Annotated in this window: 6 protein-coding genes; 3 read left to right on the top strand and 3 right to left on the bottom strand. The window is 63.3% G+C overall.

Annotation, left to right across the window (positions count from 1 at the left end):
• Positions 1 to 30: 30 nt before the first annotated feature.
• Positions 31 to 249 carry a DUF2970 domain-containing protein gene (locus tag HU764_RS16705; RefSeq protein ID WP_099453514.1) on the top strand — a complete coding sequence of 73 codons (219 nt, stop codon included), beginning with the start codon at positions 31 to 33 and terminating at the stop codon, positions 247 to 249.
• Positions 250 to 589: 340 nt separating this feature from the next.
• Here HU764_RS16705 and HU764_RS16710 read toward each other — a convergent pair whose 3' ends face one another.
• Positions 590 to 1,666, bottom strand: coding sequence for an ABC transporter substrate-binding protein (locus HU764_RS16710; RefSeq protein ID WP_186678854.1), 1,077 nt, complete (start codon positions 1,664 to 1,666; stop codon positions 590 to 592).
• 215 nt (positions 1,667 to 1,881) lie between these two features.
• On the opposite strand from HU764_RS16710, the gene HU764_RS16715 reads away from it, so the two are divergent.
• Together HU764_RS16715 and HU764_RS16720 are read left to right on the top strand one after the other, a co-directional pair.
• On the top strand, positions 1,882 to 3,534 hold the full coding sequence (locus tag HU764_RS16715; protein ID WP_186678856.1) for a nitrite/sulfite reductase: 1,653 nt from the start codon (positions 1,882 to 1,884) through the stop codon (positions 3,532 to 3,534).
• Positions 3,518 to 4,012, top strand: a complete 495-nt coding sequence (locus tag HU764_RS16720) for a DUF934 domain-containing protein (RefSeq protein WP_099453512.1) — start codon at positions 3,518 to 3,520, stop codon at positions 4,010 to 4,012. The genes HU764_RS16715 and HU764_RS16720 overlap by 17 nt, the downstream gene beginning before the upstream one ends.
• A gap of 72 nt (positions 4,013 to 4,084) precedes the next feature.
• On the opposite strand, the gene HU764_RS16725 is transcribed toward HU764_RS16720, so the two are convergent.
• Both HU764_RS16725 and HU764_RS16730 read right to left on the bottom strand, forming a co-directional pair.
• Positions 4,085 to 9,301 (bottom strand): NEL-type E3 ubiquitin ligase domain-containing protein, encoded by a 5,217-nt coding sequence (locus tag HU764_RS16725; RefSeq protein WP_186703360.1) that lies wholly within the window; start codon positions 9,299 to 9,301, stop codon positions 4,085 to 4,087.
• Positions 9,302 to 9,390: 89 nt separating this feature from the next.
• Entirely contained in the window at positions 9,391 to 13,440 is a 4,050-nt protein-coding gene (locus HU764_RS16730; protein WP_186678862.1) for a leucine-rich repeat domain-containing protein, read from the bottom strand.
• Between the last annotated feature and the right edge of the window lie 61 nt (positions 13,441 to 13,501).

The following is a 13,501-nucleotide window of genomic DNA, read 5'->3' on the forward strand; positions in this document are numbered from 1 at the left end:
CTGATTGCCTCCGAATACCCAGGAGCCCCCATGGACGACTCAAGCCAAGGCAAGCCCCCTACCTTCTGGCAAATGCTGCACAGCATCCTCGCCGCCGCCTTCGGTGTGCAGAGCGGCAAGAACCGCGCACGCGATTTCACCCACGGCAAAGCCAGCCATTTCATTGCGATGGGTACCGTGTTTACCCTGCTGTTCATTCTGATACTGATCGGCTTGGTGCAATTGGCCATGCACATGACCGCGCGTTGAGCCCATGAAAACGCCTGCGGGAATCCCTCCCGCAGGCGTCTTGGCTGCATCACGGTCTGAATGGAAGTCTACTGGTGGCTGACCCAATACACGGCGGTGACCACCACCAGGACGATCAAGCAAAGAATCGCCCAGGCATCGACACTGCTGTCAGCTTTGCGGACCTTGGTTGAGTTTCCCATTGCATTGCCTCTTGTTGTGGTTATGGGAATGCACTACACCCACAGCAGTTAAGACGAGCAATGCCCTTTCCTCAAGCAAGGTCTTTTGTCCGGCGACGGGCGATGCTCAGGCGTTGGCAAGGCCTGCATCCCGCCAACGCCGCCGAGTGGCAATGCGTTCAGTAATCCATCGGTGCGGTCAGAAACGGGTACGTGTAGTCAGCCGGGCGCCCTTCAGCGCTGTAGGGCTGAAAATCGACACCATGATCAGCCTGCTCGAGCAACTTGAGCCAGCGTCGCGCCTTTGCCTGATCAATCGACTGCAGCGCGGGCACGCTGTGCTCACGCAGGCCATCGCGATTGACCACCAGCCCGCGCGCATCGTCGTGCAGCATGACCATGGCCCAGCCGCCCAAAGTGAAGTGCCCACCCATCAACACCCCAAGGCGCCCGTCGACCCGCGCCCGCAACGCCTCGGGCGAACTGTTGACGGCGCTGAACACGGCATCGCGCCCTGGCATGCGCCCAGCCGCCTCGAATGCCTGCATGGCGCCGAAGGCCATCTCATCGTTGGCCGACCACACAAGCGTGGTGTTCGGGTAACGCTGCAGCAACACACGCGCCTGCTCGAAGGCGCGCTCACGGCTCCAGCCGCCATACACCACCTGGCGCAGGCGCACCTGAGGGAAGTCGGCCAATGCGCGGCGCATGCCCGCTTCACGCTGCTGCGAGGCCGGTGTGGTTTTGACCCCAGCGAAGGCCACCAGGTCCACCGGCCCGTCAGTGCGCGGGAGCAAGGCAACCATCTGGTGCAGCATCTGGTAACCGGCCTGCTCGTCGTTGGTGGTCAGCGTGCCCAGCACCTGGGGGTACTTCTCGGGCTGCGCCTCGATGCTTTGTGCCTGGCTGGCCGTCAGCCCGTTGTTGACCAGAAACAGCTTGACCCCGGTCCCCTTCGACAGGCGGATGATTTCCGGCGCCACATACTGTTCGTTGACCAGCACCAGATAGTCCGGCCGCTGCGGGCCCTTGAGCAGCGCCCGTGCCTGGCTCAGCGTTCGCTCGGCATTGCGCTCGCTGTACTCGACCCGCAGCGTCATGCCCAGGTCGTCAGCCGCGGCCTGCATGAAGCGTGCATAACTGACCCAAAATGTCTCGGTGGACAAGCCTGGGTTAAGGAACACGACGGAAGCAGCCTGCGCATTGGCTGCCAACGGCAGGCTCAGGCACAAGCTTTGGCAAAGCGCCTTGAGCATGCGGTAACACCCCTTGCAACAAACCCGCGAGTATAAACCCACGGCACACGCGGACGAACAAATGCCAGTCAGTCTCACTTAGTTCGTTTGGTTCTTTTCATATGCAAAAACATCACTTTAGCGCATAAACACACTCTGATATCGTTCCCCAGCTCCGAACCGGAGTGCGCGGCCGTGCGCGCGAATAGCTGCATGCAGCCTGAGACAGGACTTTTATGTACGTATACGACGAGTACGATCAGCGGATCATCGAGGACCGCGTCAAGCAGTTCCGTGATCAGACCCGCCGCTACCTGGCCGGGGAGCTGAGCGAAGAAGAATTCCGCCCTCTGCGCCTGCAGAACGGCCTTTATATCCAACGTTTCGCCCCGATGCTGCGTGTCGCCGTGCCTTATGGCCAGCTGAACGCGCGCCAGGTCCGCACACTGGCCAAGATCGCTCGCGACTACGACAAGGGCTACGCCCACATTTCCACCCGCCAGAACGTGCAGTTCAACTGGCCGGCGCTGGAAGACATCCCAGACATCCTCGCCGAACTGGCCACCGTGCAGATGCACGCGATCCAAACCAGCGGCAACTGCCTGCGCAACACCACCACCGACCAGTTCGCCGGTGTTGCCGCAGATGAAATCATCGACCCGCGCCCTTGGTGCGAGATCGTCCGCCAGTGGACCACCTTCCACCCGGAATTCGCCTACCTGCCGCGCAAGTTCAAGATCGCCATCAACGGCTCGAAAGAAGACCGCGCGGCCATCGAAGTGCACGATATCGGCCTGGAGCCGGTGCGCAACGAAGCGGGCGAGCTGGGCTTCCGTGTGCTGGTTGGCGGCGGCCTGGGGCGTACCCCGGTGGTCGGCTCGTTCATCAACGAGTTCCTGCCTTGGCAGGACCTGATCAGCTACCTGGACGCCATCCTGCGCGTGTACAACCGTTACGGTCGCCGTGACAACAAGTACAAGGCGCGGATCAAGATCCTGGTCAAGGCGCTGACGCCTGAAGTGTTCGCCGAAAAGGTCGAGGCCGAAATGGTCCACCTGCGCGGCGGCAACAGCACCCTGACCGAAGAGGAAGTACAGCGTGTTTCGCGCCACTTCGTCGACCCGGACTACCTGGCCCTGGACAACGTCGACTACAGCGCCCAAGACGCCGAAGCCCCAGGTTTCGCCCGCTGGCGCTCGCGCAACACCCGCGCCCACAAGCGCCCTGGCTATGTGGCCGTGACCTTGTCGCTCAAGCCTACCGGCGTTGCCCCTGGCGACCTGACCGACAAGCAACTGGACGCCGTGGCGGACCTCGCCGAGCGCTACAGCTTCGGCTTCCTGCGCACCTCGCACGAGCAGAACATCATCCTCGCCGACGTTGAGCAACGCCAGCTGCACGCCCTGTGGCTGGAGCTGCGCGAAGGTGGCTTCGCCACGCCGAACATCGGCCTGCTGACCGACATCATCTGCTGCCCGGGCGGTGACTACTGCTCGCTGGCCAACGCCAAGTCGATCCCGATCGCCGAATCCATCCAGCGCCGTTTCGACGACCTGGATTACCTGTTCGACATCGGCGAGATCGACCTGAACATCTCCGGTTGCATGAACGCCTGCGGCCACCACCACGTGGGCCACATCGGCATCCTCGGCGTGGACAAGAAAGGCGAGGAGTTCTACCAGGTGTCCTTGGGCGGCAACGCTGCGCGTGACGCGAGCCTGGGCAAGATCCTCGGCCCATCCTTCGCCCAGGACGCCATGGCCGATGTGATTGAAAAGCTGATCGCCGTGTACGTAGAACAGCGTACCGAGGAAGAGCGTTTCATCGACACCTACCAGCGTATCGGCATCGACCCCTTCAAGGAACGCGTCTATGCAGCGAATCATTAAAAACAACCAGATCGTCGACGAAACCTGGCACCTGCTGCCCAAGGAAACGTCGTTCGACGAGTTGACCAACTGCGACGACTACATCGTCCCGCTGCAACTGTGGCGCGACCATGCCCACGTGCTCAAGGCCCGCGACGGCGGCCTGGGCATCTGGCTGGACAGCGACGAAGAAGCGGAAGAGATCGGCGAAGACGTGCAGCACTTCCAGGTCATCGCCTTGAACTTCCCGGCGTTCACCGACGGGCGCAGTTATTCCAACGCGCGCCTGCTGCGTGACCGCTACAAGTTCACCGGTGAGCTGCGCGCCATAGGCGACGTGCTGCGCGACCAGCTGTTCTTCATGGCCCGTTGTGGCTTCGATGCGTTTGCCATCCGTGCCGACAAGGACCCGGAAGACGCTCTGCAAAGCCTGAAGGACTTCTCGGTGACCTACCAGGCCGCCGCCGACCAGCCGCTGCCGCTGTTCCGCCGCCGCTGATCTTCATCACCCCTGGCCCGCGCTCTGGCGGGTCAGGGGCGTTGTTGCACACCCCTCTTCAACCACCGCCCGTCAGCCCCTGCGCCCCGGTGGCTTCCTGGTCACGCTCACCTCCCCCGCTTCTGCCGCCCGCGCCCACTCTGCTTGCAGACGCGCCAGCGCATTGCGCACCCGCGCCATGACCGCCTCGCTTAAGTGGTTCTGCTCAAGATTTACGGTCTCCGGATGGGCCTCTATCCAGCCGAGCGCCTCCTCGCTCAGTGCCGCGATACGGTTGCCACGCAAGTCCACGACCATGTCGGGATGACGCTGCAGCAACGCCAGGGGCACACTGCGCAAGCCGGTCGCGCGTAGCGACAAGTAGCGCAGTTGCACGTTGTAGTGCAGCCTAGGCGCCATGCCCAACGGGTTACCCTCCAGGCTCAGGACTTGCAACCGGGAGAACCATTCCAGCCGCAACTCGCTTTGGGCGTCCAAAACAATCGCGTTGTCGCGCAGATCCAGACGGGTCAAGCGGCCGAGGCCATTCAGTTGTTCCGGTACGCGGGTCAGCCGATTAGCACTGAGGTTGAGGATGCTTAGCCGGGCAAGGTTGCCAAGGCTGCGTGGCACATCGTTCAGCAGGTTGCCACCCAGCTGCAGGTTTTCAAGGTTCGGCAGTTGCCCTGCGCGGTCATCCAGCACAGCGATTTGATTGAAGGAAAGGTCGAGGCTGGCCAGGTGCTCCAACTGCTCGATACCGGCCGGCAACTCGACAAACTGATTGCCACTGAGGTCCAGGTCCGTCAGTTGCCTGGCATTGCCCAAACCGTCCAAGGTCTCGAGCAGATTACCGCCCAGGTACAACCTGCGCAGGCGTGGCAGATGCTCAAGCCCCTCGAAGGTCGAGAGCTGATTGCCTGTGAGGTCGACGTCCTCCAGGTTGGGGAAGCGGCGCAGGAAGTCGCCGCTGAGCGTGGCAAGCTGCTGGTTGCGTAGCGACAATGCGCGCAGGCGTTCGAACTGGATGCCGGCCGGCAGCTCGGGAAGCGAACTGACCGCCAACCCATCGGAGGATGAGCCCAGAGACGGCAGTTCATCACGGTAATTCGACTGCCAGGCTTCGCGCAGCACACCGGCGACGTACGACCGCGCCGCATACTCCGGTTCACTTGGCTGCCCGCGCCAGGCCTCGAGGCTGTGTTCAAGCTGCCGCGACAAATGTGCATAGGCAAGGGTACCGGGCCCATGCGGGGGTTCAAGCCGATACCAGCTCCACGGGTTGCCACGCGCAAGGGTCAACGTGAGTACCTGCTCCTCTTCCCTGCGCTGGGCGACGATCGCATTGACCGGCCCACTTGGCGCATGGTCCTGGCCCGGCTCTGGCACCAGCGCGGCCAGACGCGCACCGTACCTGCGGCGAATGGCTGCAAACTGCGCGCTGTATTCGACCCGCACGTGGTCCTGCCAGAACGTCTGCTGCACCAGGAACTGGCTGAGCGCTTCTGGCGTCTCGGCCCGGTGCACGGCAGCCTCGGCCTCGGCCAGGTCGCCCAGCGTTACTGTATCGACGTGCTGAAGGTCCAGGTAGGTCGGCTGGCCATAGAGGCTCAACGGCTCTGCAAGCCCCACCCGGAATGCCATGTAAATGTCGTCCTGATCGCGTTGGCCTGGCCGCCCTTGCAAGCGCTCGATGTGCTGTGCGGCAAAGCGGTCGACCTGATCGAGCCTGAACAGCTCACGGCCGAGGTTGCGCAACTCACGCTCAACTCGCCGACCACGCATGCCATCGGTGCGCAAGGCAACTTGCAGCCTGATGACCAACACATCGAGGTCGGCCCGCCCGCGCGGAATGGCGGCCTGCTCGAACACTGCACGCCGCACATGGGTATGGTGAAACATGGCATTGAGCAATTCACCGACGCGACGCCGCATACCCTGCGCTTGCCGAGTAAAGTCTTCGGCGTGCAGCAGTTCTGCGAGGTACCCAAAGAACGCATCGCTGTCGGCTTCAGCCCTTAACGCCTCCCACTGCCCGCGACGACGGGCGGCTTCCGCCTCGCTCAGCCCCTCGAACCATTGTTCATGCTCATTTACCCTTTCCACGACCGGCGGGGGCGGAGCAACATTTAAACGCTCAAGCGCAACCGCAGACAACGGGTTGCCGTGTAAACGCACGCTGTCGGGGTTGGCCCGCAGCAAGGGGGCCTGCGCCTCACTGACGTCAACGATGCGATTGTGACTGAGATCGACCCATTCAAGGTTCGCCATGTGCGAGGTGTCGGGCATGGCTGTCAGCCGGTTTCGCGACAGGTCCAGTTGGTTTACGCGCGGGAAACGAGCGAGGAAGTCGGCGTTGACCTCAGTCAGCTCCAGGTTGCGCAGCGTCAACGTGGTCACATGATCGAAATTCACTGCGGGCGGAAGGTCGGGCAGGCTGCCCAACCGTGTGCCTTCAAGGACCAGTATGGGGTTGCCACTGGCATCACGTACACGCCGCTGCCAGGCATGCCGAATCCGCCGTGCCATGCGTGCGCGTCTGATCAATTGGATCGGCCCGGACGATTGCCGGCGCCAGCGCCCTAGCGCCTGATCCAGTGCACGCTGCTCTTCGCACAGGCGCAGGTAGTAGTTCCACGGGGTGAGCCCCTGCTCGCGGGCGGTATTGTTGAAGGCTTCGAGGGCGCTGTCGTCATAGTCGGGAAACAACCGCTGAATACCCCGGCGCAGTGCGCGATTGCTGCTTTCGCCACGGCCGCTCAGGGGGTAGCCCAGGCGACCATCGCCCAGCCGCACCGGTGGCCGGAAGCCTAGCCCGACGGGCGCCATGCCCAGCAGCGTGGCGACCTTGTCGCGCTGCTCGCTGGCCCACTTCGACAAGGCATCGGCCAGTGTCTGCGGGGACTCGCTGGCTTCACCCAGGGCCCGCCGCTGCCACGGGTCGAGCTGCAGCAACAGCGCCTGGAACAGGCTGTCCTCGGCATTGGCCGCGGGCAAGGCGCGCCCGTAGGCATCCAGGGCCTGATAGCCCTTGGCCGTTCTGAGCACGCTGCGCACCTCAGTGGCTGCCTGTGCACCCGCCCAGGCGGTCCGTTCGCCGGTCAGCGTGCCGCTGCGCAGCTCTATGCGCACGCCTCGCCACGGCGCACGATCGGCAATCAAGGCCAAGGCCAGTTGCTCGCTGTCGCGATTGAGCGCTGCCGCCTGCAGCAGGCCTGCACAGGCGCGGTCCAGGCGCGTATCCCGTAGGTACCAGCGCGCCTGCTCGGCCAAGGCCAGCGGGACGCGCTGGCGTGCTTGCAGGTGCTCGACCTGCGCCTCGGTAGCATGCTCGATGATCTCCCTGGCCACGTTCACAGTGAGCCCGGGAAAGTCACGCTGCAACAGGGCTTCGTCCGCCGTGGGGGGCGTTTGCTGCGCCTGTAGGTGACGCTCGAAGCCTTCGTCCCGCAACCAGGGCAACTGGTCATGCAGTTGATGACGCTGCACGGCATCCAGCAGCCGCGCGGGGGGCGGTGCATGTTCTACATGCAGCCGGCGCAGTCGGCCCTCATCGAGCCCGGTTGCGCGCAACACTTCATGGGCCACCTGGTCATCAAGGTGCGCCAGGTCATGGCCCAGGTCGCGCAACAACTGAGCGCTCCCCTGCCACTCGTGGGGGTGTTCGAGTTCATGCTGCCAGCCACCGGCATCATTGCCCTCAAGCAAGGGCGCATAGGCATCGGCGCGGACAGGGTGGCGGATGTGCCGTTCCTGCGATTCAGCGTCCAGCTCGGTCAAGTGCCTTGCTAGCGGTGTTCGCAGGTACTCTCGCCCCTCTGCCACGGTAAGTTGACCCAGAGCGCCTGGCCCCTCGACGGCATATCCGGGGAGCTCGGGGTCGCACAGTTTCAACCCGTGCTGACTGGTCTGTACGGGGACCCATTCATCGACCACGGCTGCACGGGCCAAGCGATGCGAGGCAGTACCCGCGCCGACATTGGCTGCTGTCATGATCAGCGTCTCGGCCACGGCATAGGCATGCTCCAGTGCGCCCTGGCGGTCACCGAGCTGCCAATCGGCATACCCCTCGTACACCTCGTCCGCCACCTGCAGCGCTGTAATGCCCAACAACGGCAACGCTAGCACCGGCAAGGCGAAACTCGCCAAGCCCAGTGCATCCAGAGCAAAGCTCTGGCAGAAATGCAAACGTCGGTCCCGCGCCTGGGCATCCACGGCGGCCGTGGGCACGGCATGCACCTTGGCGTTGTCCAGCAGGGTATCGATCTGTTGCTTGCGCAAGTGCTCGAACAACGGCAGCTCGATCGCCTCGTGGCGGCCGTCGAGCTGAACGGGGGCATTCTGGCCCGCACGCTTCAACGCATGGTCCACGGCTCGCGTGTAGGCTTCTCGGTCTCGCTCACCGATGAATCGTTGGAAGAACTCGACGTACTTCGGCAAGCGGAACTGTTTGCCCAAGGTCAGGAATAGCAAGTCCCAGGAGGCGAACCAGGTCAATGGGCCGTGAGGGTCATCGGGGATCCAACACAGCACGCCCTCCTGGTCAGCATGACGAACCTGAAAGGCCACGGCCCCTCGCACCCGTAGGCCAAACACCCTGACCTGCCGCGGCTCGAACCCGGCGATCGCTGACTTGGTCGCGACCACGGCCAGCAGCGGCGCACATTGCTCACAGGCATGCGCCACGATCTCTCCATTGACCAGTGACTGTCGCAGAGCGGCCTCCAGGCTTGCGCGAAAGCCCTCCTCCATCAACGCTTCGATGTGCCGGCCAGCCTCCCCGCCTGGAGTCAACTGTCCCCGCAGGTAAGCTTGGTATTGGCCACCCAGGTCGAGCGAGCGGCACAATACGGTGAACGCGTTGGGCGACAGGCCGAGGGCTTGCCCCCCGCTGTCCAACACCGCACTCCCCTGCATGAGCCCAGTGGCGAGGGTTTCGCCCTCGGTGAAGTTGTGCAGTGCCGACTGCAGCAGGCTGTGCTGGTAGACCTGCGCTTTGACCCCATCCGGGATGTGGGCAATGTATGAAGGAAAACGCTGTAAGGTTCTGCGCCGCAGGGTGGCCTGGCGCACATCGAGTGTCAGCTGGTGTTGCTCCTGCAATGCGTGTTGCAGCAAAGGCGCGGCAAACGCATCCAATGGCGTGATCCGTGCCAACAAGCCGTGCAGCTCATGCTGTACCTGCTGCTGCCAGCGCTGGCTTTCGTGCAGGGCGTAGAGGGTCTCCAGCGAGGCCGTCGTCAGCCAGGCGGGCAAGCGGCTGGCGATCAGGGCGTCGGTGGAGTCGTTGGCAAAGGGTAGATCTGGCATCGCAGGCTCCTTGGGCCGGAGCTGCGATTGCATCAGGGTAGAGCGAGGCGCTTGCGGTAACTATGCAAAGCACCCCGCCCGCAGCGGCGTCAGCCGCGTTGGCTCAGCGTGTCAAACTGTGCCCACGCAGCACGCCAACGCGCCAGGTCCTGCTCATCCAGGGGGTTGTTGTTCAGGTTGAGTCGGTTGGGGTGTTGCCGCATCCACCCCAATGCCCGCTCGCTCAGCTCGACGATCAGGTTGTCGGCAAGGTCGACGTACACCTGTGTATGACGCTGCAGAAACGCCAAGGGGAATTCTCTCAGGCCGGTCGAGCGCAGCGACAGATGGCGCAGGTGGTCGAGGTTGCGCAGTGGCGGAATCATGCCTATAGGGTTGCCCTTCAAACTCAACGTTCGCAGTTCGCTGAACGCTTCCAGGCGTTGGCCGCCTGCCACGTCGATGACGATCTGGTTGTCCGCCAGGTACAGCTCGGTGAGTTGCCGCAACCGCTCCAGGCCCTCGGGTATCGCATCTAGCTGGTTGCCACGCAAATTGAGGACCCTCAAGCCAGGCATGTTGCCAATCACCGCAGGTACGCTGCTGATGCTGTTCTCAGCCAGGTTCAACTGCAACAGCCTACTCAGCCCGCTCAATGTGCCCGGCAGCTCGCTAAGGCGATTGCCGGAAAGCTCCAGCTGGGTCAGACCGACCATGCGATCGATACCTGCCGGCAGCAACGTGAACTGGTTGTTGCTCAGGTTAAGGTACTGCAGCCGGATCAACCGGTGAATGTGCTCGGGAAGTGCTGACAGCAGGTTGTCACTGAGGTCCAGTTGGGTCAGCAGCGTCAGGCCCTGCACACCATCAAGCGCGGCCAGCTGGTTGCGCCGCAGGTCCAGGCGCGTGAGCCGGGTCAGGGTTGCCAAACCGGGCACCTCTGTGAGCGCGTTGTCGTTCACGATCAGTTGGGTCAACGACGACAGGTGCTGCACCCCCTCAAGGGTGGTCAACCGGTTGTGCTGCGCATCCAGGCTGATCAAGCGATGCAGGCTGCCTAGCCCGGGCACCTCAGTCAATCGGTTGCCACTCAGTTGCAAGCTTCGCAACTGAGGGAAGCGGCCGAGGAAATCCCCCTCCAGCGCACTCAGCCCGATATTGCTCAGGCACAGTCTGTGCAGGTGCCCAAAGTGAAGATCTGCTGGCAGCACGGGCAGGTTGCCCACAGGCTCGTTCCGTACGATCAACTCATCAACCCCGCCAGGGCCATAGAAATGCGGCTCCCAGGCTTCGCGAATCATTTGCCCAACGCGCTGACGGCGATGGTAATTCACGGCCGTGGCCTGCCCCCGCCAGGCACGCAAGCTCAGGTCGAGCCGTTCGACCTGCCTGGCCAGTTCACTGAAGGCTGCCCAGACCGTGCGCCCTGGCCTTTGCGACAGTTGCAGCGCCAGCCACATCACATCCTGAGCAGGGCGATGCGGAAACAACTGGTGCAGCCCGGCACGAATGGACTGGCGAGCCTGTATGTCAGCGGTGGTCAGGACCTGACCGCGCGGTAAGCGCAGGGCATCGCCGCCACTCAGCGGGTAGCCCAGTCGACCATCGCCCAAGCGCACAGGCGGACGTATCACACCCGCTTTCTTCACCATGCCTAGCAATGATGCTGCGCGCTCGCGTTGCTCCGCGGCCCGCACGGCCAAGGCATGCCCAAGCTGCTCGCCAGTGAGCCCTCCCTCGCCCAGCACCTGCTTTTGCGCCTCATCGAGGTGCCACCACAGTGCCTGGAACAGGCTGTCATTTTCGCTGCCCAAGGGCAGCGCGCCGCCTAATGCAGGCAACGCCTGGTAACCCTGGCCACGCCTGAGGACGTAACGTACGTCAGTGGCCCCTTCTGCACCGATATGGGCGAGCAAGTCCCCACTCAGGCTGTCGTTGCGCAGCTCGACCCGGACAGTTTGTGCCCATGGCGCCGCATCAGCCAGCAGGCCCAATGCTAACCGCTCGGTGTCCGCATTCACCGCAGCCGCTTGATAGAAGCCTGCGCAGGCACGGTCCAGGCGACTGTCACGCAACAGCCAGCGCGCTTCGCTGGCCAGCGCAAGCGGCACGCGCTGTGTGCCGATCATGCGCTCCACCTCTTCAGGCCCGACGCGCTGGGTGATCTCCCGCGCACAGCGCGGGGTAAGCCCGGGGAAGTCACGCTTCAACAGCTGCTCTGCCGCCTCCAAGGGGCGCTGCAGGCCACTCAAGTGCAGCTCGAACGCATCGCCGTGCAATTCAGGGTACTGCGCATGCAACTGGTAGCGCTGCAAGGCATCATGCAGCCGCGCCGGTGCTGGCGCATGCTCAAGGTGCAGACGCCGCAGGCGCGCCTCATCAAATCCGGTCGTGTGCATGACATGCTCGGCCGTCAGGGGGTCGAGCGCGGCCCACGCGCTGTTCAAGCGCTGCATCAACGGCGTCGCCCCTTGCCAGTGCTGCGGGGTTTCCAACTGATGACGCCAACCGCCCTCACCGTTGCTGTCGAGCCAGGGCGAGTAGGCGTTCGGTCTGCTGGGGTGCTGAATACGCAAGCCCGTGCCTTGCGCATCTTCGACTACCTGGTAGGTCGCCAGATGGGTGCGCAGCCGTATCTGCCCGGCCAAACGTGTACGCTCGCCAACGGCCAGCCCCAACTGCGGCACCGCGTAGCCGGGTAATTCGGCATCGATCAGGCGAACCTCGTCGTTTGCCTTCAACACCGGCACCAACCCATCAACGTACGCCGAACGCTCGATCAATCGTCCCGCCACGAGCCCAATCGATGCCACAGCAATGCCGGCAACCAGGTTTTCGGCAACGCCCCACAAGTGGTTCAACGCCCCTTCACGGTCACCTAGCTTCCAATCTGCATAACCTTCATAGACTTCGTCAGCGATCTGCAAGGCAGCGATGCCCAACAGCGGCAGGCCAAGAACAGGGACAAACAGGCTGGCCAACCCCAAGAGATCGAACCCTGCGCTGGCATAGTCGCCCATGCGTCGTTCCCGCTCAGCCTGGTCCGCCTCGGCAGTTGGCGTGGCCAGTACACGCGCATCGTCCAGCAGCGTATCGAGGCGGACTTTTCGCAGATGCGGGAACAACGGCCGATCAATCGCTTGGCTACGACCGTCTAGCTGAACCGGCAGCGCGCCCGCTCTGGCCTGCAGCAAGCGACGCAGTGTGCGGCTGAAGGCACAGCGGTCACGCTCGCCGATGAACCGCTGGATGAAGGCTGGGTAGCCCTTCGCCTGGCAGCGTCGGCCCAGGCCGAGCCACAGCTCATCCCACGTCGCAAAACGCTGCAGCGGTCCGTGGGGGTCATCGGGAACCCACAGCACCACACCCTCCAGAGGCGCACTCGTCAGCCCCCCTCGCCGCGCTTCGAAAGCCAACACACCGCGCAGCTGCTTGCCCAGCACACGCAGATCGAATGGCAACAGGCGCGTAGTGTCGGAGTCCACCACGGCCACCGTTGAAAGCACAGGGAGGAACTGCAGGTACAGGCGCTCATCAATTTCGCCCTTGAGCACAGCCAGACGTACATCAGCCTCCAGGTTGGCACGCGCGCTGTCTTCAAGCAGGGTCTCCACCTGCTTGCCCTTATCCCCCGGCCCCAACAGAATTGATTCAAGGTGACGCTGGTAGCGCCCTCCCACGTCCACACTTCGGCAAAGCGCTACATAGGCCTGCGGGCTCAGAGACTGCGGTTGACCTTGCGCATCGACGATGACGCTGGTTTGAAAAGCACCAGAGGGCGGTGTCTCATGCTCGCTGAAATTGTGCAGCGCGGCCGTCAGCAAACTCACCTCAGCGATCTCGCTCACCGACTTCCCCAGCCCGCCAGGGCCCACCGATGCAATCGGTACGGTGGTGGTGGTGCGAAACTTTACCTGGCGCACCTCCAGCGCTGGCAACTGGCGATCACTCAGTGCCTGGTCTAGCAATGTCTTGGCGAAAGCGTCCAGTGGCGTTACACGGGAAAACAGCTCAGCCAAGCGGTGCTGGCTGCGTTGCTGGCGCTGCAGACTAACCCGCAGTTTGCCCAAGTGATCCTCGGATGCGCTGGCAAGCCAGGCCGGCAAGCGACTGGCGATCAGGGTATCCACTGCGTTGGGTTGAGGCTGTGGTGAGGGCATTGGCGGCTTCTCTGGTTGGTCAAAGCCCGAGATAACCAGCATTCCCCCTCACCACTGCGGT

Source organism: Pseudomonas kermanshahensis, assembly GCF_014269205.2.
Taxonomy (GTDB): domain Bacteria; phylum Pseudomonadota; class Gammaproteobacteria; order Pseudomonadales; family Pseudomonadaceae; genus Aquipseudomonas; species Aquipseudomonas kermanshahensis.